At 56.1% G+C, this 21,450-nt stretch carries 22 protein-coding genes; 16 read left to right on the forward strand and 6 right to left on the reverse strand.

The window, feature by feature from the left end; all coding sequences use genetic code 11:
* Positions 1–17: 17 nt before the first annotated feature.
* A complete protein-coding gene (pabB, locus tag DDT56_RS18220) occupies positions 18–1,400 on the reverse strand; it encodes an aminodeoxychorismate synthase component 1 (protein WP_136167836.1) in 1,383 nt (460 codons plus the stop codon).
* Between the two features lie 541 nt (positions 1,401–1,941).
* Here pabB and DDT56_RS18225 point away from each other — a divergent pair.
* The 6 genes from DDT56_RS18225 to DDT56_RS18250 are packed head-to-tail and all read left to right on the forward strand — an operon-like array spanning position 1,942 to position 8,944.
* Positions 1,942–2,862 carry a 4Fe-4S dicluster domain-containing protein gene (locus DDT56_RS18225; RefSeq protein WP_136167837.1) on the forward strand — a complete coding sequence of 307 codons (921 nt, stop codon included), beginning with the start codon at positions 1,942–1,944 and terminating at the stop codon, positions 2,860–2,862.
* A gap of 10 nt (positions 2,863–2,872) precedes the next feature.
* Positions 2,873–4,195, forward strand: coding sequence for a radical SAM protein (locus DDT56_RS18230; protein WP_136167838.1), 1,323 nt, complete (start codon positions 2,873–2,875; stop codon positions 4,193–4,195).
* Positions 4,196–4,205: 10 nt separating this feature from the next.
* Positions 4,206–4,916 carry a TorD/DmsD family molecular chaperone gene (locus tag DDT56_RS18235; RefSeq protein ID WP_136167839.1) on the forward strand — a complete coding sequence of 237 codons (711 nt, stop codon included), beginning with the start codon at positions 4,206–4,208 and terminating at the stop codon, positions 4,914–4,916.
* A gap of 35 nt (positions 4,917–4,951) precedes the next feature.
* Positions 4,952–7,543 carry a molybdopterin-dependent oxidoreductase gene (locus DDT56_RS18240; RefSeq protein ID WP_136167840.1) on the forward strand — a complete coding sequence of 864 codons (2,592 nt, stop codon included), beginning with the start codon at positions 4,952–4,954 and terminating at the stop codon, positions 7,541–7,543.
* 2 nt (positions 7,544–7,545) lie between these two features.
* The gene (locus tag DDT56_RS18245; protein WP_136167841.1) at positions 7,546–8,097 is read left to right on the forward strand and encodes a DMSO/selenate family reductase complex B subunit; all 552 of its coding nucleotides are present in this window, start codon (positions 7,546–7,548) and stop codon (positions 8,095–8,097) included.
* Between the two features lies 1 nt (position 8,098).
* Positions 8,099–8,944 carry a dimethyl sulfoxide reductase anchor subunit family protein gene (locus DDT56_RS18250; RefSeq protein ID WP_136167842.1) on the forward strand — a complete coding sequence of 282 codons (846 nt, stop codon included), beginning with the start codon at positions 8,099–8,101 and terminating at the stop codon, positions 8,942–8,944.
* A 47-nt stretch (positions 8,945–8,991) separates the two neighbouring features.
* On the opposite strand, the gene DDT56_RS18255 is transcribed toward DDT56_RS18250, so the two are convergent.
* Positions 8,992–9,888: a LysR family transcriptional regulator gene (locus DDT56_RS18255; RefSeq protein ID WP_136167843.1), complete on the reverse strand. Its 897-nt coding sequence runs from the start codon at positions 9,886–9,888 to the stop codon at positions 8,992–8,994.
* Between the two features lie 236 nt (positions 9,889–10,124).
* On the opposite strand from DDT56_RS18255, the gene DDT56_RS18260 reads away from it, so the two are divergent.
* Positions 10,125–10,364 carry a YoaH family protein gene (locus DDT56_RS18260; RefSeq protein WP_136167844.1) on the forward strand — a complete coding sequence of 80 codons (240 nt, stop codon included), beginning with the start codon at positions 10,125–10,127 and terminating at the stop codon, positions 10,362–10,364.
* 24 nt (positions 10,365–10,388) lie between these two features.
* Here the strand turns inward: DDT56_RS18260 and DDT56_RS18265 are convergent, their stop codons facing one another.
* The gene (locus tag DDT56_RS18265) at positions 10,389–10,733 is read right to left on the reverse strand and encodes a RidA family protein (RefSeq protein ID WP_136167845.1); all 345 of its coding nucleotides are present in this window, start codon (positions 10,731–10,733) and stop codon (positions 10,389–10,391) included.
* A 187-nt stretch (positions 10,734–10,920) separates the two neighbouring features.
* On the opposite strand from DDT56_RS18265, the gene DDT56_RS18270 reads away from it, so the two are divergent.
* The 5 genes from DDT56_RS18270 (at position 10,921) to rnd (ending at position 17,331) form a co-directional block, all read left to right on the forward strand.
* Complete coding sequence (locus DDT56_RS18270; RefSeq protein WP_210417047.1) at positions 10,921–12,831, forward strand: DNA repair helicase YoaA; 1,911 nt, start codon at positions 10,921–10,923, stop codon at positions 12,829–12,831.
* 68 nt (positions 12,832–12,899) lie between these two features.
* Positions 12,900–13,601: a tRNA (adenosine(37)-N6)-threonylcarbamoyltransferase complex dimerization subunit type 1 TsaB gene (gene tsaB / locus DDT56_RS18275; protein WP_136167847.1), complete on the forward strand. Its 702-nt coding sequence runs from the start codon at positions 12,900–12,902 to the stop codon at positions 13,599–13,601.
* Between the two features lie 76 nt (positions 13,602–13,677).
* Positions 13,678–14,283 (forward strand): Slp family lipoprotein, encoded by a 606-nt coding sequence (locus tag DDT56_RS18280; RefSeq protein ID WP_168197648.1) that lies wholly within the window; start codon positions 13,678–13,680, stop codon positions 14,281–14,283.
* A 180-nt stretch (positions 14,284–14,463) separates the two neighbouring features.
* Positions 14,464–16,149, forward strand: a complete 1,686-nt coding sequence (fadD, locus tag DDT56_RS18285) for a long-chain-fatty-acid--CoA ligase FadD (RefSeq protein WP_136167848.1) — start codon at positions 14,464–14,466, stop codon at positions 16,147–16,149.
* Between the two features lie 60 nt (positions 16,150–16,209).
* Entirely contained in the window at positions 16,210–17,331 is a 1,122-nt protein-coding gene (gene rnd, locus DDT56_RS18290) for a ribonuclease D (protein WP_136167849.1), read from the forward strand.
* 111 nt (positions 17,332–17,442) lie between these two features.
* On the opposite strand, the gene minE is transcribed toward rnd, so the two are convergent.
* From minE to minC, 3 genes are read right to left on the reverse strand one after another with little or no spacing between them, the layout of a single operon-like run.
* A complete protein-coding gene (gene minE, locus DDT56_RS18295; protein ID WP_136167850.1) occupies positions 17,443–17,712 on the reverse strand; it encodes a cell division topological specificity factor MinE in 270 nt (89 codons plus the stop codon).
* A 3-nt stretch (positions 17,713–17,715) separates the two neighbouring features.
* Positions 17,716–18,528, reverse strand: coding sequence for a septum site-determining protein MinD (minD, locus tag DDT56_RS18300; RefSeq protein ID WP_136167851.1), 813 nt, complete (start codon positions 18,526–18,528; stop codon positions 17,716–17,718).
* Positions 18,529–18,550: 22 nt separating this feature from the next.
* Positions 18,551–19,237 carry a septum site-determining protein MinC gene (gene minC / locus DDT56_RS18305; protein ID WP_136167852.1) on the reverse strand — a complete coding sequence of 229 codons (687 nt, stop codon included), beginning with the start codon at positions 19,235–19,237 and terminating at the stop codon, positions 18,551–18,553.
* Positions 19,238–19,373: 136 nt separating this feature from the next.
* Here minC and DDT56_RS18310 point away from each other — a divergent pair, with 136 nt between their 5' ends.
* From DDT56_RS18310 to DDT56_RS18325, 4 genes are all read left to right on the forward strand, one after another.
* The gene (locus tag DDT56_RS18310; RefSeq protein ID WP_136167861.1) at positions 19,374–19,631 is read left to right on the forward strand and encodes a YcgL domain-containing protein; all 258 of its coding nucleotides are present in this window, start codon (positions 19,374–19,376) and stop codon (positions 19,629–19,631) included.
* 223 nt (positions 19,632–19,854) lie between these two features.
* Entirely contained in the window at positions 19,855–20,511 is a 657-nt protein-coding gene (locus DDT56_RS18315; protein ID WP_136167853.1) for a fumarylacetoacetate hydrolase family protein, read from the forward strand.
* A 99-nt stretch (positions 20,512–20,610) separates the two neighbouring features.
* Positions 20,611–21,057: a YcgN family cysteine cluster protein gene (locus tag DDT56_RS18320; protein WP_009112912.1), complete on the forward strand. Its 447-nt coding sequence runs from the start codon at positions 20,611–20,613 to the stop codon at positions 21,055–21,057.
* Positions 21,058–21,146: 89 nt separating this feature from the next.
* Positions 21,147–21,344 carry a DNA polymerase III subunit theta gene (locus DDT56_RS18325; protein WP_136167854.1) on the forward strand — a complete coding sequence of 66 codons (198 nt, stop codon included), beginning with the start codon at positions 21,147–21,149 and terminating at the stop codon, positions 21,342–21,344.
* Positions 21,345–21,450: the final 106 nt, after the last annotated feature.

The raw sequence follows: 21,450 nt of genomic DNA on the forward strand, positions 1-21,450 counted from the left end.
AAGCGCTGATTATCCTATTAATCCCTCGTATCCAGCAATGGCAAGATACGTTTCACTTTATCAAAGGTTTCCTGATATTCCGCCTGTTCCAGGCTGTCGGCGACGATTCCCCCGCCGGCCCAGCAGTATATTTTTCCCTGCTCGGTTAATAAGGTGCGAATGGCGATGCTGGTGTCCATGGTGCCGCAAATGCTCAGGTAGCCAATGCTGCCGCAATAGGCATTACGCCGCTGTGGTTCCAGCTCTTCAATAATCTGCATCGCCCGGATCTTGGGCGCGCCGGTGATCGAACCGCCGGGGAAACAGGCGCGCAGCAACGCCGTCGCGTGACAGCCGGCGGGAAGCCGCGCCGTAATGGTACTGACCAGATGGTGAACCGCGGGAAAAGGTTCCACGATAAACAATTCCGGCACGCGCACGCTGCCGGGCTCCGCCACGCGGCCAATATCGTTACGCAGCAAATCGACAATCATCAGGTTTTCCGCCCGATCTTTATCCGACCGCGCCAGTCGTGCGGCCTGCGCGCGGTCCGCGTCCTTGTCGGCCAGGCGCGGCAGCGTGCCTTTAATGGGGCGGGTCTGGATCTGTTGATTTTCCAACCACAGAAAACGTTCGGGAGAAACGCTGATCACCGCGTTTTCAGGCAGGCGCAGAAACGCGGAGAACGGCGCCTTATTGCCTGACGACAGCCGCAGAAACGCCTGCCATTCGTCGCCTTGATAGTCGGCGACAAAGCGTTGTGCCAGGTTGACCTGATAACAGTCTCCCGACAGCAGGTAATCCTGTATTTTATTAAATTTTCCGCCGTACTCCGCGCGCGACATATTGGCGCGCCACGGCCCGGTAAGTCGGAAATCGGCGGTGGGGCGACCCGCGGGCGGATGCGCCAGCCAGTCGAGCCGCTCCTGAAGATGACGATGAACGATCAGCGTTAATGTCTGGCGCTGATGATCGGCGATTACCGCCCAGTCATATAGACCGACGGCCATATCGGGCAGGGCGATATCCTGTTGCGCCCGTGACGACAACTTCTCGATGCGGCGACCGAGATCGTAACCGAACAGGCCGAGCGCGCCGCCCTGAAAGGGAAAGTCGGGGCGCGCCGCGGCATCGATGCCCAGATGTTCAAGCTGTTGTTGCAGCAGTTGGAAGGGATCGTCGGTGGATATCTGCGTATTGCCGTTGCGGGTGATTTCCGTCCGTTCGCCGTGGGTGCGCAGCGTGACTCTGGGGTCGGCCACCATAATGTCGAAACGACTATGGGGATGATCGGCAAAGCCCGAATGCAGCAGCATCGCCCACGGCTGCTGCGAAAACGGCGCGAAAAGCGTCAGTAGCGCATCCGGCCGATAGGGCAGCGAATGATAGACGGGGGATGAGACGTTGGTATTTATGGACATGTCTTTTCGTATAATCTCATGCTTGCAGGTGAACCGCTGTTTTATGGTCAGCCCAGGGTTATTTTCCCCGGCGGGCTAGCGTACCACAAAGCGCCAGTTCTGGCGTACGGCGCAGATTTCCGCTTAGCTCCGTGCGACCTTTTCGCCAGGCTAATCGCAACGCAAGACCCTTTATTCTGAATTGTTGGATTGCTCACATTTTTCACTTTTATATTTGCCGTTTTAGCGGTGAAGTTTTTTTCTCGATTCTGTCCGCTGCCTGATGATTAGCGCCACGCTTACCCACGGAGGCGATATTTATAATTTCGGCGGAAATATACAAAAAGGCCATAATGGAATATAGGAAAAATACATTAGCCATATGAAGAGTGCGTCTATATTCTTTGCCCTATGGATAATCATTTAAGTAATAACATTATTTACTATTTTTTAACGAATTTATAAAAATAAAATTCAATAATAAAAAATACTTTAGATTTATTTGATCTTTCATCTTTATGAATATATCCGAATTCCGGGCCGTCCGCATTCGAGGTGAGTGATGAATATGACGATTGGCGCTGAGGTGGCTGTGACGTGCGCTTGCGTCAGAAATAAGAGCAAACGCGCCGCATGTCAACAGTGTGTGGATTATTGTTCATCAGGGGCATTAACGATTTCAGAAAATAATACCATAAAAATCAATGAGGAATTCTGTACGGGCTGCGGCGGGTGCGTGCTTGTTTGCCCGGTAATGGCCATAGATGGTCGCCCGCCGCAGCGCTATGCCGTCAATGGCGGCGTATATATGGCTGCGACGGCCATTCCCTCGGTGAAAGAATGTTTATTATATTACCAGGCCGGTTATCGCATCATTATTGTAGATGAGAATCATTCTTCCTGGGAATGGATTATTGCCAAAGCTAATGTGATTTTACAATCAATGGGACAACCGATATTTCAATTACAGAAAAAAACGCAGACTGATAATGATTCGTATTATTCACCTGAGGAAAATAAACCTGGGCGCCGTCGTTTTCTTCGCGTTGACGTAATCAGGGAATATTTAAAAAAACCGGCCGGTATAAAAAATAAGCTGATAAGCGATGTTGTCGATGAATATCAATTATTCAATGTCAATATCGATTCGCTGGCCTGTTCGCTGTGCAGCAGCTGTTTGCAATTATGTCCCACCGGGGCGTTCCGCTATGAGAACCAGGCATTTGTCGTCGATGAGAAAAAATGCGTGGGGTGCCGACTTTGTCAGGATAGCTGCCCGGAACAGGCGCTTGAGGTAACCCCCGGAGTCAACAAGAGAACCGTTACGTCCTATCCGTTCAAAGTCGCGCTATGTACCCGCTGCCGGCAACGCTATCCGTCATTAAGCGACGGGGAACATGCCTGTCCCGCATGCCGCATAGGCGAAAAACTTCGACTGGCCGGGCAGCGCATCGGCATCAACAGCCTGAATCTCAATGCGTAGCGGGGGAGAGATGAAAACCATAAGCCAGCAAACGTTTCAGCGCATTGCCGATCCCGATTTTGCGCGTTACGCCGAGCGCTATATCGAAATTGAAAAAAATACGCTGCGGGCCATAGAGCAATACGGCCTGGCGTTTGATACCGCCGCGGAGTATCGGCAGGAGAGTCGGAAACTGCAACGGCAACTGCGCGACAAAGGCGCGGTGTTCGCCAACAGCGGTAAAAGTATCCATATCAACTGGATCTCCGACGCCTGCGTCGCATGCCGTACCGGCGAGGAGAGTTACACCGCCTTTCTTTCCCTGAAATGTCATCGCAACTGCTATTTCTGTTTTAACCAAAATCAGCAGGACTATGAATACTATCAGCATCATCTGCGCCAGGCGGCGCGGGAAGTGCGGCAAATGTCGCAACAGGGCGCGCCGTTACGCTACGCGGCGCTGACCGGAGGCGAACCGCTATTGCATAAGCAGGCGGCGACAGACTTTTTTGCGCAGCTGCATGACGAGTTTCCCGCTGTTCATTCGCGGCTTTACACCGCCGGCGACCCGTTGGATCGCGATACGGCCAGGAAATTGCAGCAGTCCGGACTGAAGGAGATTCGTTTCAGCATCAAGATCGACGATCCGCCGGAAAAGCAAGCCAGAATCATGCGCCGTATCCGACTGGCGAGGGACTTTATTCCGACGGTGATGGTGGAGATGCCGGTGATCCCCGGCACCCTGGCGCAGATGCGGCAACTGCTGCGCGAGCTTGACGACATCGGCGTTGACGGCATCAATCTGCTGGAGTTCTGCTTTCCGTTAAGCAACGCCGAAACATTTCGTCACCTTGGTTTTGAACTGAAATATCCGCCCTATCAGGTTTATTACAATTACTGGTACGCCGGCGGCCTGGCTATCGCCAACAGTGAAAATACCGCCCTGGCGTTGATGCTGTTCGCGTTGGATAACGGGCTGAAGCTGGGCGTTCACTACTGTTCTCTGGAAAACAAGCATACCGGGCAGATATATCAGCAGAATCACGGCCGTCCGGTGGACGATAGCTATTATTTCTCGCCGCACGACTACTTCTTTAAATGCGCGAAGGTGTTTGGTCGGGCCATCGATGCCGTCACCGCCATACTTGCGGCGCATCGGCAGCCGGTAAAGCGCATTGCGCAATATAACTGCATTCAGTTTCACCCATCGGCAATAGCCCTGCTTGGCGAACTCGATATCGAGGTTTGCCTTTCCCTGAATGTCGTCGAGCGGCATTCGGCAGCGGAAAATTATATTAAAGAAGTGCAATTACAACATGTTACGCCATCCATGTTTGCGCTTTCGGCCATCTGAGGAGATGACAATGAGCAACGGCACGCTAACGCCTTATCTACTACAACGGCCGGTGGGATACGACATCCTGCGACGCCTGTTTATCGAAGAACCCACGCCGGAATTATTGCATTTTTTGCAACGGCAGGATCTGGCCGAGCTAGTGCCGCACATCGACGACGCGGCGTTTACCCAGGCAGTATGCGAGGTTCGCGGCGCGCTGGATCACCCCCGCTTTGCGCGCGGGGAGGCGGCGTTTGAAAACCTGCACTGGGATTTTACCCGCCTGTTTATCGGCCCGGAAACGCCGCCGGCGCCCCCCTGGGAGTCGGTATACGTATCACGCGATAAGTTGCTGTTTCAACGCTGCACCAACGAGGTGAAACGGCTTTACCGGCGACAGGGTTTTATGATGTCCGACGATGAAGCGGAAGCGGCGGACCATATAGGGTTTGAATTGGATTTTCTCTACCGGCAGAGCGTCGCCGCGGCCGAAATGGCGTTGAACGGCGCCCCCCCGGAACAGCTCATCGTATCGCTTCAGGAACAGCTCGACTTTCTTCAGCAACACCCATTGGCCTTCGCGGCGCCCTTTTGCCGGAATATTCAAACGCATGCGCAAACCGCGTTTTATCGCGGCGTCGGCCGGATTTTGCCGCTGTTTTTAGCCTATGACAAGCAGCGGCTCGGCGCTCTTGTCGGCGCCGATAGCGGCCAGTTCCAACGATTACCAACAATATAACCAATGATATGCAATGTGAGAGTAAGGAGTATTTAATGAAAAATAAACCACGCTCCGGCATCAGTCGAAGATCCTTTATTAAATGGAGCTCCGCCGCCACCGCCATGGTTGCTCTGCCTATTAGCCGGGGATTGCAGGCCGCCGCGTCCGACGGCCCCGCGCAGGGGGCCGCGGCATCGACGAAAGAGGGCGTCTGGAAGCCGGCCGCCTGCTGGCATAACTGCGGCGGCCGCTGTCTCAACAAGGCGCTGGTTGTCGACGGCGTGGTGGAAAGACAGAAAACGGACGATACCCACCCCGATTCCCCCGATTATCCGCAACAGCGCGGCTGTCTGCGCGGGCGCTCCCAGCGCAAGCAGGTTTTTGGCGCGGATCGGCTGCGCTATCCGATGAAACGTAAAAACTGGGCGCCGGGAGGCGGCGATAAATCGTTGCGCGGGCGGGATCAGTGGGTGCGCATCAGTTGGGATGAAGCGCTGGACATTGTGGCAAGCGAAACAAAACGCATAAAAGAGACATACGGCAACGAATCCATCTGGTTAACCGGCTCGAACGGCAACCACTATCTTAACCTTTACGCCAACTACGGCGGTTACACCTCGGACTGGGGAACCACCTCCTGGGGGGCATGGAAAGACACGCCGGGATATATCGGCGTGCATGACGGATGGATAAAATTCGGCATCAATGACCGTTTCGATCTGCGCAAGTCCCAGCTGATTGTCCTGTGGGGCGCCAACCCCGCATGGAGCAGCCCCGGAAACCCGACGTACCACTATCTGCAAGCTAAAAAGGCGGGCGCCCGCTTTATCAGTATCGATCCCAGTTATAACGCGACCTGCGAACTGCTCGACGCCGAATGGGTACCGATTAATCCCGGCACCGACCACGCGCTGGCGCTGGGGATCATGTATGCCCTGCTGGAAGAGGACGACCCCCGGACGAATCCGCTGATTGATTGGGATTTCCTCAACCGGTGCTGCGTCGGCTTTGACCGGGAACATATGCCGGCCGGCGCCAACCCGGATGATAATTTCCAGGATTATCTGCTGGGCACCTTCAACCATCAGCCGAGAACGCCGGAGTGGGCCGCCGAAATCTGCGGCGTGCCGCCGGAAGGCATCCGCAGCCTGGCAAGGCAGATCGGCGGCACGCGGCGCGCCGCGCTGTTGACGGGCTGGGCGCCGGCGCGCATTCATAACGGCGAAGGTTGGGTGCATGCCTTTTCCACGCTCGGCTTTATGACCGGCCATATGGGGCGCCCCGGCAGAATGACCGGCGTCAGCTGCCATTACGCGGCGGGCAACGGCGGACCTCGGCTGGTGAACGGCGGCGCAACGGGGCTGCCGACCTTTCCGAACCCCGTTAAAAGCGCGATTAACCATAATGAAATCAACCGGGCGCTGACAACAGGGGTTTTCCGGCAGCGGGGCGACGGCGAGAAGCATATCGATATCCGCATGATGTTCCATACCTTTAACGCCACCATGCAGACCCGCGCCAATATTCATCAGGGCATCGCGGCGCTGCGGGAAAAGGTCGAGTTTATCGTATCGCCCGCCTATGTCCTGCATACCAGCGCCAAATACGCCGATGTCGTGCTGCCGGTGACCACCGAGTGGGAGCGGGAGGGGACCATTCTGAATCCCAGCAATCGCGATGTATTGATTGTCGCGACCAATATCGTTCCGCCGCTGTATGAGGCCAAAAGCGATCAATGGATCGCCAGGGAGATCGGCAAGCGGCTGGGGATTGACGTCGACAAGATCTTTCCCATATCGGAAAAGCAGCAGTTCTTCAATATGCTGCAAGGGGCGACCGTCATTGCCGAAGATGGAAAAACCCCGGTGCCGCTATTGACCATCACCGCGCAGGATATTGCCGCCTGGGGCGTTGAAGGCCGGGCGCAGCAAGGGAAGATTTCGCTCGGCGATTTCCTTGAAAAAGGGTGCTATCAGGTGGCGCGCCGCGACGGAGACAACTATGGCTATATCGCCTATGAGGAATTTGTCGGCGATCCGGCCGCTCACCCGCGCGAGACCGACAGCGGCAAGTTTGAAATCTACTGCCCGAAATTGACCCGCGTCGGCAAAGAGTATGGCTGGAGCGACATTCCCGCGCTTCCGGCCTATACGGTCAAGCCCAAAGGCTATGAAGAGAGTTTTGCCGACTGGGAACGCAAGGAGAAAGGGAAGTATCCTTTCCAGGTCTATAACCCGCACTACCTGAGACGCTCGCACAGTACGCTGGACAACGTTCCCTGGCTGCGGGAGGCGTGGCCGTCTCCCGTCTATCTCAACAAATCGGACGCCGTCAGACTGGGCATTAAGCATGGTGAAACGGTGCTGCTCAGCAGCGCGGCGGGCAAAACCCTGCGTCCCGCCTGGCTGACCGAAACGATGAAGCCCGGCGTGGTGGGATTGCCGCACGGCGGTTGGTTCGAACTGGATGAAAAAAACGGCATCGACCTGGCCGGCGCGGATAACGCCATTACCGAACAGATCCCGACCGGGTTTGGCACGTCAGGCTGGAATACCGTGCTGTGCAACGTGGAGAAATGGCGGGGGCCGGCGCTAACCGCGGATGCTTCCTGGCCGCAACGTATCCTTTTTAGCGAGGACCAATAAAAATGGAACAAGTCGGATTCTATTTTAATGCCGCCGCCTGCATCGGCTGTAAAACCTGCGTCATTGCCTGCAAAGATAAAAACGATTTGGAGGTCGGGCGCAATTACCGCCGGGTCTATGACTTTGAGGAAGGAACCTATCCCGCGCCGCGACGCTGGCATCTTTCCATCGCCTGCAACCACTGCGATTCGCCCTCCTGCGTGACCCATTGCCCGACCAAGGCCATGCATAAACGCGAAGAGGACGGGGTGGTGGTGGTGGATCACGACCTGTGCGTCGGTTGCCGCTACTGCACCTGGGCGTGCCCTTATGAAGCGCCGCAGTTCGATGAGGCGTCGGGAATGATGACCAAGTGCGACACCTGCCTCAGCCTGCGCGCGGAAGGCGGCAACCCCGCCTGCGTGGACGCCTGTCCGATGCGGGCGCTGGACTTCGGCCCCATCGGCGCACTGCGCGAAAAATATGGCGATAACGCGGATATCGAGGGCCTGCCGGAATCATCCATTACCCGGCCCAACCTGATCGTCAGCAGCAAAATGCAGCGAGGATACTGAAATGCATGAATGGCCATTGATAATTTTCACCTTACTTATGCAGCTGGCGATTGGCTGCGTCGTCACGGTGTGGTATTGCCAGCGCTTTGCCTATCGGGATTGGGATAACGATAAGCGGGCGGCGATGGCGCGGCCGCCGATAGTCTGCGCGCTGATCGTCGGCGGGATTGGGCTGCTGGCGTCCGTGGCGCATCTGGGCAATCCGTGGCATGCGCTCTATACCCTCAGCCACGTCACGCACTCCTGGATGAGCCGCGAGATCCTGTTCACCGCGCTCTTTATGGGGCTGCTGTTCCTGTCGGCGGCGGTGCTGCTGGTGCGCAAAACGCTGCCGATGACGCTGCTGGGCATCACCGCGCTGGCGGGCCTGGCGGATATCTTTGTGATGTCGGCGATTTACGATAACAGCCGCTTTATTCTCTGGCAGGGCTGGGGAACCTATGCGGCTTTTTACGGTTCGTCGTTCATGATGGGAAGCCTGTTCGGCGCGATGAGCATGCGGTTCGGGCTGCGTCGATTCGGCGCGGGCGGCGAATCCGACCTGCTGGCTCCGCTGCTGCGCCTGTATATGCTTGGCTTTTTGCTGGCGACCCTGGCGGTGATCGTGATGTTCTCCTCCCTGGCGCCCAATCTGGCCCAGGGGATTACGGTAAAAACCGCCGCCGCGAATATCAACGCGTTGACGTTGTCGCGCTATCTGTTGCTGACCGTCGCCCTGTTTCTTGTGGCGACGTTAATGGCGGGAAAACGGCGCGCATCGCCGGGCGCCATTGGGGCGCTGGCGCTGATCGCCACCATTACCGGAGAAGGCGTGGGCCGCTACGTTTTCTTCAGCTTGGGGGGCTGACGTTAACGGCGAAAACAGGCTGCCGCGCGCAAAGGCGCGGTAGCCCGCTAGGTTTTCTGGCTGCGGATGAAATCTATCACCGCCTCCGCCGGGTAGGATAAATCGCGGCCTTTGCGCCATACCACGCCGATATCCATCGACGGGATGATGTTGCTGATATCCCGTCGCATAATTCTATTCCCCTCCAGCGACCAGGTGCGGTAGACGAAATCCGACAGGATAGTGACGCCCAGCCCCTGGGCCACCATATTTCTGATCGCTTCGATTGAGGTCGATTGGAATTTGACCCTGGGGCGGAGATGCTGGTTTTCCCAGTAATAATTGACGATGGGAATATGATCGTCCATATCGAGCAGTAAATAATCCTCTTTCGCCACGTCTTGCAGCGTCAGCGTCGGCGCATCCTGCAGCGGATGTCCGGCGCAGGTCCACAGACGCCGCGTCGAGCGAATAAAGACTTCCGCTTCACAGCTGTCGGGCAGCATGATGTTTGACACCAGCATAATGGCTAAATCGACCCGTTCGTCGCTAATCGCCCGGCATAAGGGCATGGACGGGAGCTCCGCCACGTCCACGTCCAGATGGGGGAAGCGCTGCTGGATTGCGCTTAACAGGGATGGCAGCATGTAGGCCGAAAGCGTTTCCGTGACGCCGATACGCACCCGGCCGCGCAGGTCGTCCGTCTGCGCCCGTACGTCCGCGGCGGCAAGCTCAACGGTTTTCAGCACCTGTCTGGCGTGGCGCAACAGGCGCTCTCCCGCGTCGGTTAACTGTATCCCTTTGGCGTGACGGGTGAAGAGTTGTCTTTCAAACTGCTCCTCCAGATTTTTGAGGGAGACGGTCATTGATGACTGTGAGACATTACAGCGTGACGCCGCTTTGGAGACCTGACCGGTATCCGCGACGGCGACGAAGAATTCAAGCTGACGAAGTGTAAAAGGCATTGCAAAACGGTCATGAATAAAAGGTATATACTATCATATTCCCTATTTCGATAGATAACTACCGATGTGACGCCGTTAACAGCGTTCACTCGTTGTGATGAATTTTGCGGCCGGGATCCGCGCGGGCAACCCGACCGCCGATGGCGTATATGCCAGCGCGGAGACGCGGAAGTTCTGGCGTGTGGCGCGCATGGCGTGCGATGATACGCCCCGATTTAACCCACCAGGAGAAGGTGATGATTGCAGGTATGCCGGCGCTGACGCATGAGCAGCAGCAGGAAGCGGTGGAGCGGATACAGGAGCTGATGTCGCAGGGGATGAGCAGCGGCCAGGCGATCGCCATCGTGGCGGCGGAGATTCGGAAACAACATAAAGGTGACAGGGTCACCGCCATGTTCGACGACGAAGAAAGCAATGAAAACGATGAGGATGAGCATCGTTCGTTTGATGATGGCGAAGAAGAGGAAGAGCACTAAGGCTATCCCTCTTCTTGCCCATATTTACACGGCGGCTATCGCTTTTATTTCAATTTTAAAAAGCGGATTCATCAGTTTGGCCTGCACGGTGCAGCGCACCGGCGCGCTGCCCGGCGCGACCCAGGCGTCCCATACGGCGTTCATCGCCGCAAAATCATCGGCATCGGCCAGAAAAATGGTAACGTCCAGCAGACGGCTTTTATCCGTTCCCGCCTGTTGCAATACCTCGTCCAACGACGCCAAGGCGTTTTCCGTCTGCGCGCGGGCATCCCCATCCAGATTATCCGGCACGCTGGTGTGATACAGCGTGTGGTTATGGATCACGGCATTGGACCAGCGGGCTTCAGGGTCGATTCTGGTGATTGGCATAAGTATCTAGTCTCTTCATCTTGGTGAATAACGGCGTTAAGCCTAACATTAGACCCCTGCGACCAAAAGCCCGGCTGATTTGTGGTGGTGGCGCCGGTTGAGTCTTGGCATAATCAGCGCGACGTTATCGTCAGGCAGCACCGGCGGTTCGAATCCTATAAAGAGAGACAGTGTGACAAACGATCGCGTGATAGATGATTTTGCAACCGATGGGGCGCTGGCGCAGGCCATCCGCGGGTTTAAGCCGCGCGAGCCTCAGCGGCAAATGGCGCAGGCCGTCGCTCAGGCCATCGACAAACAGCGGGCGCTGGTGGTCGAAGCCGGGACGGGAACGGGTAAAACCTATGCTTATCTGGCGCCGGCGCTGCGGGCGGATAAAAAAGTCATCATTTCGACGGGCTCGAAGGCGTTGCAGGATCAGCTCTACAGCCGGGATCTGCCCACCGTGGCGCGGGCGCTTGACTATAAAGGCAAGCTGGCGCTGCTGAAAGGGCGCACCAACTATCTCTGTCTGGAGCGCCTTGAGCAGCAATCGCTGGCGGGCGGCGATCTTTCCGCTGAAACCCTGAGCGCATTGGTCAGGCTGCGGGGCTGGTCTTCAGAAACCGTGGAGGGCGATGTCGCGACCTGTGCCGGCGTGGCGGAAGATAGCCCCGTCTGGCCGCTGGTGACCAGCACCAACGATAATTGCCTGGGCAGCGATTGCCCGCGCTATAAAGAGTGCTTTGTGGTCAAAGCCCGGCGCAAGGCGATGGATGCCGATATCGTGGTGGTCAACCATCATTTGTATCTGGCCGATATGGTGGTGAAAGAGAGCGGATTCGCCGAACTGATCCCCGACAGCGACGTGGTGATTTTTGATGAGGCCCACCAGATCCCCGATATCGCCAGCCAGTATTTCGGGCAGCAGCTTACCAGCCGCCAACTGATGGATCTGGCGAAAGATATCACTATCGCCTACCGCACGGAGGTGCGTGATGCGGCGCAATTACAGAAGAGCGCCGACCGCCTGACGCAGAGCGCCCAGGATTTTCGTCTGGCGCTGGGCGACCCCGGTTTTCGCGGCAATCTGCGCGAGATCCTTAATCAGCCGTCGCTGCAGCGCGCGCTGCTGCTATTGGATGACGCGCTGGAGCTGTGCTACGACGTGGCCAAACTCTCTTTAGGCCGTTCCGCGCTGCTGGACGCGGCCTTTGAACGGGCGACGCTGTACCGCGGGCGGTTAAAGCGCCTGATGGATGTGCAGCAGGCCGGCTACAGCTACTGGTATGAATGCAATTCCCGTCACTTCGTGCTGGCGCTGACGCCGCTTTCCGTGGCCGATCGCTTTCGCGAGCTGATGAAAGAAAAGCCCTCGGCCTGGGTTTTTACCTCCGCCACCCTGTCGGTTAACGAGCAGCTGAAACACTTTACCGATCGGCTGGGGCTGGATGAGGCGAACACCAATACCCTGCTGCTGCCGAGTCCGTTTGATTACGCCAGCCAGGCGTTGCTCTGCGTGCCGCGTTATCTGCCGGAAAGCAACCGTCCCGGCGGCGCAAAGCGGTTGGCGGCGATGCTCTCTCCGCTGATTGCGGCGAATAAGGGACGTTGTTTTATGCTCTGCACCTCCCATCAGATGATGCGCGATCTGGCCGCCGAATTCCGCGCCACGCTGACGCTGCCGGTGTTATTACAGGGCGAAACCGGCAAAGCGCAGCTGCTGGCGCAGTTTGTCGCGGCGGGCAACGCGCTGCTGGTGGCCACCAGCAGCTTCTGGGAGGGGGTTGACGTACGCGGCGACGCGCTCTCCTGCGTGATTATCGATAAACTTCCCTTTACCTCGCCGGACGATCCGCTGCTGAAAGCGCGCATCGAAGACTGCCGCCTGCGGGGCGGAGAGCCGTTCGACGAGGTGCAATTGCCGGATGCGGTTATCACCCTGAAGCAGGGCGTGGGACGGTTGATCCGCGATATCGACGATCGCGGCGTGCTGGTTATTTGCGATAATCGCCTGGTTATGCGCCCCTATGGTTCGGTCTTTCTCAATAGCCTGCCGCCCGCGCCGCGCACGCGCGATATCGGGCAGGCCATCGAGTTTCTTACCGCTAAAGCATAACGGAAATCTGTCGGACGCTATGCTATCATGCGCGCCGTTAAGATTTATTTATCCCGCCCGAGGTTGGCATGTCCACGCGAATTCTAGCGCTTGATACCGCGACGGAAGCCTGTTCCGTCGCCCTCTGGAATGATGGTGAAATTCATTCTTTATTTGCAGTTTGTCCCCGGGAACATACCCGGCGCGTGTTGCCCATGGTGCGGCAGGTGCTGGCGGAAAGCGGCCTGACGCTCGGCGCGCTGGATGCGCTGGCGTTTGGCCGGGGGCCCGGCAGTTTTACCGGGGTGCGTATCGGCATCGGCATCGCGCAGGGGCTTGCGCTGGGCGCCGATCTGCCGATGATCGGGGTTTCCACCCTGGCGACCCTGGCGCAGGGCGCCTTGCGTCGCACCGGCGCCACGCGGGTATTGACGGCGATTGACGCCCGCATGGGCGAAGTGTATTGGGCGCAATATCAGCAAGAAGCTGACGGGCGCTGGCAGGGCGACGCCGGCGAAGCGGTGCTGACGCCGCAGCAGGTGCAGGCGCTGAGTGCGCCATTAAGCGGCCGCTGGGCGACGGCCGGCACCGGATGGCAAACCTATGCGGATCTGGTGAATCACCCGGCGGTGTCATTGCTGGACGGCGACACGCCGTTGCCGCAGGCGGAGGATATGCTGCCGCTGGCCTGCCGGCAATGGGACGCGGGCCAGGCGGTGAGCGTGGAGCAGGCCGAGCCGCGCTATCTGCGCAATGAAGTCGCCTGGAAAAAACTGCCCGGCCGGGAATGAGCGGCAACTTATTCTGTACGGTATAGTCTAATTATCGGGCACTGGAAAAGGAGATGTCGTGACTATGACTGGGTGTATGAATAATCAAACGCGGCGCGTTCGGCCGCCGCGCGCGCCGTGGAGCGGTCTGATCGCTGCCGCGGCCCTGCTGCTGTCCGGCTGCGTCACGGTGCCGGACGCCATCAAGGGAACATCTCCTACGCCGCAGGACGATCTGGTGCGGGTGATGAACGCGCCGCAGCTGTATGTGGGACAAGAGTCCCGCTTTGGCGGCCGGGTGGTCGGCATCCGCAATGAAGCCAATAAAACCCGGCTGGAGATTGCCGGCTTACCGCTGGACGGCGGCGCCAGACCACGACTGAATCAACCCTCCGAAGGGCGCTTTATCGCTTATGTGAACCGCTTTCTGGAACCGACGGATTTTAGAGACCAACTGGTTACCGTAGTCGGTCCGATCGTCGGGACGGAACAGGGTGCCATCGGCGACAAGCCGTATCGCTTTGTGGTGATTGACGTTCAGGGCTACAAACGCTGGAACGTCGTGCAGCGCGTGGCGATGCCGGCGGGCGCTTACGGCCCGTGGGGATGGGATGCGCGCTATGGCTATGGCTGGGGACCCGGTTGGGGATTCGGCGGCGGCTGGTATGGTCCGGCGCAGATTGAGACTATCGTGACGGAATAGCCTATCTTCGGGTAGCATAGAAAATCAGGCGGCTCAGGTTGCCTGTTTTTTTTTAGGTGATCGGCCTCGCAACCCTGACATTGTTTACTTATCAATGAATAAGATGAGTTAAAATAATGTTAACAATACTTTGCATTGAGGTTGCCGATGCCGCTAAAAAAATATCTCGGGAGTGACGTCTTGGACAAAATCTGGCTGGCACGCTATCCGGCGGATGTACCTGCGGACATCGATGCGGATCGCCATTCCTCATTGGTGGAAATATTTGAAAATGCGGCGGCTCGCTACGCCGATCGGCCGGCGTTTATCAATATGGGGGAGGTGATGACCTTCCGCAAACTGGAAGAGCGCAGCCGGGCGTTTGCCGCCTATCTGCAAAATCAGCTTAAGCTGCGGAAAGGCGATCGGGTGGCGCTGATGATGCCCAACCTGCTGCAATATCCGGTGGCGTTGTTCGGCGTGCTGCGGGCCGGAATGGTGGTGGTTAACGTGAATCCGCTGTATACCCCGCGTGAGCTGGAATACCAACTGAAAGACAGCGGCGCCAGCGCCATTGTCATTGTTTCCAATTTTGCCCATACGCTGGAAAAGGTGGTGCGCAATACCCAGGTGAAACACGTTATCCTCACGCGCATGGGCGATCAGCTCTCCACGCCGAAGGGAACGCTGGTTAATTTTGTGGTCAAGTACATCAAACGCCTGGTGCCCAAATACCATCTGCCGGACGCCATCTCATTTCGGCGGGTGTTGCAGCAAGGACGGCGTCTGCAGTATGTGAAGCCGGACATCATCAACGCCGATTTGGCTTTCTTGCAATATACCGGCGGCACGACCGGCGTCGCCAAAGGGGCGATGCTGACTCACCGTAATATGCAGGCCAATCTGGCGCAGTGCAAAGCGGCATACGGCCCGGTGCTGGGGGAGAATGAACTGGTGGTTACGGCGCTGCCGCTGTACCACATTTTTGCGCTGACGGTGAACTGCCTGCTGTTTATCGAGTTTGGCGGCACAAATCTGCTGATTACCAATCCCCGGGATATTCCGGCGCTGGTCAAAGAGCTGGCGCAGCATCCCTTTACCGTGATGGTCGGGGTAAATACCCTATTTAACGCCCTGTTGAACAATAAAGAATTTAATCAGTTGGATTTCTCCACGCTGCGGCTCTCCGTCGGCGGCGGCGCCTCGGTACAGCAGGCGGTGGCGGAACGCTGGGAAAAGCTGACCGGCAAACACCTGCTGGAGGGCTACGGGCTGACGGAAAGCTCGCCGCTGGTGTCCGGCAATCCCTACGATCTGCAACGCTATAGCGGCAGCATCGGGCTGCCGGTGCCGTCGACGGACGTACGCATCATCGATAATGACGGCAATGACGTCGCCCCTGGCGAAGCGGGCGAACTGTGGATCCGCGGGCCGCAGGTGATGCTCGGCTATTGGCAGCAGCCCGCGGCCACCGATGAGGTTTTGCGCGACGGCTGGCTGGCTACCGGTGACATTGTCACGGCAGATCAAGAGGGTTTTCTGCGGGTCATCGATCGTAAAAAAGATATGATTCTGGTATCAGGCTTTAACGTTTATCCCACTGAAATTGAAGATGTGATTACCCGGCATGCTAAAGTTTCGGAGTCCGCCGTGGTGGGTGTGCCCAGCGAGGTATCGGGCGAGGCGGTGAAAGCGTTTGTGGTTCGCCGTGACGCTTCGCTGACCAAAGAGGAGTTGATCACCCATTGCCGGCGCAATCTTACAGGCTATAAGGTGCCGAAAGAGATTGAATTCTGCGAGGATTTGCCCAAGTCTAACGTAGGCAAGATCCTGCGCCGGGAACTGCGGGATGAGCAAAATAAAATCTCGGAGACGACAAACACATAGGCGAATCGCCGGCTGACGGCGATTTATGGATAATATTGCAACCACCAAGAGAATGATGTTTTGAATTATCAGTTGATCACCACCGACGCCGGGTTAAAACAGGTTTGCACGCAGGCGCGCCAATATACGCAGGTCGCGCTGGATACCGAGTTCGTGAGAACTCGCACTTATTACCCGCAATTAGGGCTGATCCAATTGTACGACGGCGAACGGCTGGCGCTTATCGATCCCTTGACCATTACCGACTGGGCGCCTTTTCAGCAGCTGTTGAGCGACGAGCAGGTCGTCAAATTTCTTCACGCCGGCAGCGAAGACCTGGAAGTTTTTCTTAATGCTTTCGGCCTGTCGCCGACGCCGTTTATCGATACCCAGATTCTGGCCGCTTTTTTAGGCAAGCCGCTCTCTTACGGTTTCGCCGCGCTGGTGGCCGAATATATGGACGTCGAGCTGGATAAAAGCGAATCGCGTACCGACTGGCTGGCTCGGCCGTTAAGTGAAAAACAGTGTGACTATGCCGCCGCCGATGTGTTCTATCTGCTGCCGATGGCCATCAAACTGGTGCAGGAAACGGAGGCCGCCGGGTGGATGGCCGCCGCGCTGGATGAATGTCGCCAGCTGTGCCAGCGTAAGCGGGAAATATTGGAGCCGGAGTTGGCCTATCGCGAAATCGGCAATGCCTGGCAGCTGCGCGGGCGAAATCTGGCCTGCCTGCAACTGCTCGCCGCATGGCGCCTGCGTAAGGCGCGCGAGCGCGACAGCGCGGTGAACTTCGTGGTGCGTGAAGAGAATCTGTGCCAGGTGGCGCGTTTTTTACCCGCCTCGCTGGCAGAGCTGGATTCGCTGGGGCTGAGCGGTCCGGAGATTCGCTATCACGGAAAAACGATGCTGGCATTGGTTGAGCAGACCAGCGGAATGAGCGACGGGGACTATCCGCCGCCGGTGATCAACCTTATCGACTACCCCGGCTATAAAAAGGCCTTTAAAGATATTAAGGCGCTGGTACAGGGCGTAAGCGAGCGTAGCGGATTATCCCCTGAGCTGCTGGCATCGCGCCGTCAGATTAACCGGCTGCTTAACGAGCACTGGAAATTGAGCGGACAGAATGCGCAGCCGGAAATGCTGTCTGGCTGGCGTAATAATTTATTTGGCGATGAGCTGCGGGCAATTTTACAACAGTATTAAGCGCGGTTCGCTCTTTTTATTCGCGCGGGTTTATTTCTCAATACGAAGAAAGCAGGGAAATGGGATTTGAATATCCCCTGCCAATAAGCAGGGGATATTACGACGGGAAAATCATTTAGGGTTTTCTTCCGTTTCCGGCAATGTTACGTTCAGCTCAAGTACGGAAATATCATCGCCTTTCTGCTCTAACTGAACGCTCACCATTTCCGGGTCTATCTGTACGTATTTACAGATAACCTCGAGAATATCCCGTTTTAACTGCGGCAGATAATGGGGCTCGCTGTCTCCCCGACGTCGCTCCGCGACAATAATCTGCAGCCGCTCCTTGGCGATATTGGCCGTCGCTTTTTTGCGGGACAGAAAGAAATCGAGTAATGCCATAATTTATCCCCCAAAAAGTCGTTTAAGGAAACTTTTCTTCTCTTCTTCAACAAAGCGGAAAGGCCGATCTTCGCCTAACAGACGATCGACGGTGTCTGAATAGGCCTTGCCGGCGTCGGCTTCAGGATCCAGGATAACCGGCTCGCCCTGGTTGGACGCCCGCAGCACCGACTGATCTTCCGGGATAACCCCGACCAGCGGAATGCGCAGAATTTCCAGCACATCCTCCATGCTCAGCATATCGCCGCGATTTACCCGGCCCGGATTGTAGCGGGTTAGCAGCAGGTGCTCTTTGATCGGCTCTTCCGCACGTTCGGCGCGGCGCGATTTGGAGGACAGAATGCCCAGAATGCGGTCGGAGTCGCGTACCGATGAGACTTCCGGGTTGGTGGTGATAACCGCTTCATCGGCGAAATAGAGCGCCATCAGCGCGCCGGTTTCGATACCGGCCGGCGAGTCGCAGACGATAAAGTCAAAGGACATTTCACCCAGATCGTCCAGCACTTTTTCCACCCCTTCGCGGGTCAGCGCGTCTTTATCTCGCGTCTGCGAAGCGGGCAGAATATACAGATTTTCGGTGCGCTTATCTTTGATAAGCGCCTGATTCAGCGTGGCGTCGCCCTGGATCACATTAACAAAGTCGTAAACCACGCGACGTTCACATCCCATAATCAGGTCGAGGTTGCGCAGACCGATGTCAAAGTCGATGACAACCGTCTTTTTTCCTTTCTGGGCTAAACCGGTAGCAATGGCCGCGCTTGAAGTAGTCTTGCCAACGCCCCCTTTACCCGATGTAACAACAATGATGCGTGCCATAAATGTTTCCTTGTCAAAGGGCTTAGTCTAGAGGTTGTATGTTTAAAACGTTATCCAGCAGGTTAAGGTTTACCCTTGCCGCCTGCCCGGAAAATGAGGGTGGAATCTGATCGCTCAGCCAATAGCGGCCGGCGATCGACACCAGTTCGGCCGCCAGATGGGTGCAAAATATCTGGCTCTGCACATCGCCTGAAACGCCGGCCAGCGCCCGGCCGCGCATCATGCCGTATATATGGATATTGCCGTCGGCGATCACCTCCGCACCCGCGCTGACGCTGCTGGTGACGATCAGATCGCAGTTCCGCGCATAGATTTGCTGGCCGGAACGAACGGGGGCGCTGATGACTTGGGTCTTCGCGGCGCTAGGTACTGCGGTGACGGGCGGCGCTGCCCGCCGCTGCTCTTTCCCTTCGCTCAGCAGGGGCAATCCCGCCTGCGTAACGATCTGTTTCAACCGCTCGTCCTTGCATCCGCTGATGCCGACGACGCGCAGCCCGGTTGAGGAAATGGCCTGCTGTAATTTTATCCAGTCGATATCCGCGGTTAACGCGGCGACATTAATGACAACGGGAGCATTTTTCAGAAAAGCGGGCGCCTGCTCGATCTTTTCCTGTAATGCCTGATAAATTACCTCGGGTTGGGAATCATGCAAATGAACAACCGATAAGGTAAAGCTGCTGCCTTTTAGTTCAATTGGCGTTTGTGACATCTATCCTGACTCAGTTTCAGCATCTTTTAATCCCCAGAGTAACATTTGAGGCATGATATTCCAGAGCGCTGTAAGCATGTTATAGTCACAATTATATACAGGCAAGATGCCATTCTCATTAAATAGAGTAAAAAAAATGTTTTGTGCGATCTACCGGAGTTCCAAACGCGATCAAACCTATCTGTATGTCGAAAAAAAAGACGATTTTTCCCGCGTGCCTGAAGAATTGATGAAAAGTTTCGGTAAACCGCATTTAGCCATGTTATTGCCGCTGGACGGCAGCAAGAAATTGGCCGGCGCCGATATTGAAAAAGTTAAACAAGCGCTCGAAGAACAGGGGTTTTATCTGCAGGTTCCGCCGCAGCCGGAAAGTTTATTAAACACGCTTTGGTAAATGTAAAAAAATAATACCAACGCTTATTTTCGGATAATGCCTTAGTGATAATATCTCGCCGTTTGCCATTAAAAAAGAAATCCGCCGTTAATAAGCGGATTTCTTTCCCGAACGATCTTCCGCCCAAGGGCATTTAACGCGTTGCCGGCGGGAGGGGGTATCAGACGCGCGCTTATTGTGATAAGTGTAATGTTTACCCAACTGACAGGGCAGGAGACTATTCATGTATCAACACAGAGACTGGCAGGGCGCGCTGCTGGATTTCCCGGTAAACAAAGTGGTGTGCGTAGGCAGCAACTATTCGGCGCACATTAAGGAAATGGGAAGTGCGACGCCAACCGAGCCGGTTTTATTTATCAAGCCGGAAACCGCGCTGTGCGATTTACGTCAGCCGGTCGCCGTTCCCAAAAATCTGGGCTCGGTTCATCATGAGGTCGAACTGGCTGTGCTGATCGGCACGCCGCTGAAGCAGGCGAATGAGGAGCGGGTGGCGCGGGCCATCGCCGGCTACGGCGTCGCGCTGGATTTAACGTTGCGCGATATACAATCCGCATGCAAAAAAGCCGGGCAGCCGTGGGAAAAAGCCAAGGCGTTTGACGGTTCCTGCCCGATCTCCGGTTTTATTCCGGTAGCGGAATTCGGCGATCCGCAGCAGACGGAACTGGGGGTCAAAGTGAATGACGAGGTGCGCCAGCAGGGCAACACCCGCGACATGATTACGCCGATCCTGCCGCTGATTGCTTATATGAGCCGCTTCTTTACGCTGCGCGCGGGCGATATTATCCTCACCGGAACGCCGCAAGGCGTTGGGCCGATCGCGTCTGGCGATATGCTGAAAATCACCCTTAACGACCGCACCCTCAATACCCGCATTATCTAATTCCGCGCTGCCCGCTTCACGTTGAACGGGTAGCAAAACTTGCCTCCGCCGCGTAAACCCGCTATACAGAGCGCCAATACAGATTAACCGGAAAGAGAAATGACTGAACGCCCTTTTTGGCAGCACAAGACATTGGCTGAAATGTCCGACGACGAATGGGAGTCGCTGTGCGACGGCTGCGGGCAGTGCTGTTTGCATAAACTTATTGATGAGGATACGGAGGAAATCTACTTTACCAACGTGGCCTGTAATCAATTGAATATAAAAAGCTGTCAATGTCGCAACTATAGCCGTCGCTTTGAATATGAGCCCGACTGCATCAAGCTTACCCGCGAAAATCTGCTGACCTTTAACTGGTTGCCGGCCACCTGCGCCTATCGGCTGATCCATGAAGGGAAGGGATTGCCGCAGTGGCATCCGCTGATTGCCGGTTCCAAAACGGCGATGCACGGAGAACGAATTTCCGTGCGGCACATCGCGGTGCGGGAGAACGAGGTGGTTGATTGGCAAGACCATATCCTGAACAAACCGGCGTGGGCCCGATAACCGGAAATATTCGCACGCCTTCCCCATGTGAAAATCAAAATGTGTTGTATAATTTTAATACAACAACAGCGAAAGAAAGGGGGGAGCAGATGATCAACTTTGAAAAGATGATTCTTGGATACAGCGATCAGTACGCTGATTTTGCTGCTTCCACGATTGCTTTTATGGAAAGTCAGAAAAAAACCATTAATGCTGACGAAATCGCGGAAAAAATCCCACAAGAGAAACGGCAGTACTTTAAAGAAAGATTGGATCATTACAGGGATATATACGGACCACAGCAGTAGCATAGATTGATAGAAAAGCCCGGGTGATTTTACCCGGGCTTTTTTGTGCACAGAAACCCCCCAGCTAGGCTGGGGGTTCCGTAAAGCTTTCAGCTATAAGTCGGTT

It is taken from the genome of Brenneria corticis (assembly GCF_003115855.1).
GTDB lineage: Bacteria > Pseudomonadota > Gammaproteobacteria > Enterobacterales > Enterobacteriaceae > Brenneria > Brenneria corticis.

Excerpts from the sequence above, each read along its gene's own strand:
- pabB (WP_136167836.1), bottom strand. The coding sequence starts at position 1,400 with ATGTCCATAAATACCAACGTCTCATCCCCCGTCTATCATTCGCTGCCC.
- DDT56_RS18225 (WP_136167837.1), top strand. The coding sequence starts at position 1,942 with ATGAATATGACGATTGGCGCTGAGGTGGCTGTGACGTGCGCTTGCGTC.
- DDT56_RS18230 (WP_136167838.1), top strand. The coding sequence starts at position 2,873 with ATGAAAACCATAAGCCAGCAAACGTTTCAGCGCATTGCCGATCCCGAT.
- DDT56_RS18235 (WP_136167839.1), top strand. The coding sequence starts at position 4,206 with ATGAGCAACGGCACGCTAACGCCTTATCTACTACAACGGCCGGTGGGA.
- DDT56_RS18240 (WP_136167840.1), top strand. The coding sequence starts at position 4,952 with ATGAAAAATAAACCACGCTCCGGCATCAGTCGAAGATCCTTTATTAAA.
- DDT56_RS18245 (WP_136167841.1), top strand. The coding sequence starts at position 7,546 with ATGGAACAAGTCGGATTCTATTTTAATGCCGCCGCCTGCATCGGCTGT.
- DDT56_RS18250 (WP_136167842.1), top strand. The coding sequence starts at position 8,099 with ATGCATGAATGGCCATTGATAATTTTCACCTTACTTATGCAGCTGGCG.
- DDT56_RS18255 (WP_136167843.1), bottom strand. The coding sequence starts at position 9,888 with ATGCCTTTTACACTTCGTCAGCTTGAATTCTTCGTCGCCGTCGCGGAT.
- DDT56_RS18260 (WP_136167844.1), top strand. The coding sequence starts at position 10,125 with ATGATTGCAGGTATGCCGGCGCTGACGCATGAGCAGCAGCAGGAAGCG.
- DDT56_RS18265 (WP_136167845.1), bottom strand. The coding sequence starts at position 10,733 with ATGCCAATCACCAGAATCGACCCTGAAGCCCGCTGGTCCAATGCCGTG.
- tsaB (WP_136167847.1), top strand. The coding sequence starts at position 12,900 with ATGTCCACGCGAATTCTAGCGCTTGATACCGCGACGGAAGCCTGTTCC.
- DDT56_RS18280 (WP_168197648.1), top strand. The coding sequence starts at position 13,678 with ATGAATAATCAAACGCGGCGCGTTCGGCCGCCGCGCGCGCCGTGGAGC.
- minE (WP_136167850.1), bottom strand. The coding sequence starts at position 17,712 with ATGGCATTACTCGATTTCTTTCTGTCCCGCAAAAAAGCGACGGCCAAT.
- minD (WP_136167851.1), bottom strand. The coding sequence starts at position 18,528 with ATGGCACGCATCATTGTTGTTACATCGGGTAAAGGGGGCGTTGGCAAG.
- minC (WP_136167852.1), bottom strand. The coding sequence starts at position 19,237 with ATGTCACAAACGCCAATTGAACTAAAAGGCAGCAGCTTTACCTTATCG.
- DDT56_RS18310 (WP_136167861.1), top strand. The coding sequence starts at position 19,374 with ATGTTTTGTGCGATCTACCGGAGTTCCAAACGCGATCAAACCTATCTG.
- DDT56_RS18315 (WP_136167853.1), top strand. The coding sequence starts at position 19,855 with ATGTATCAACACAGAGACTGGCAGGGCGCGCTGCTGGATTTCCCGGTA.
- DDT56_RS18320 (WP_009112912.1), top strand. The coding sequence starts at position 20,611 with ATGACTGAACGCCCTTTTTGGCAGCACAAGACATTGGCTGAAATGTCC.
- DDT56_RS18325 (WP_136167854.1), top strand. The coding sequence starts at position 21,147 with ATGATCAACTTTGAAAAGATGATTCTTGGATACAGCGATCAGTACGCT.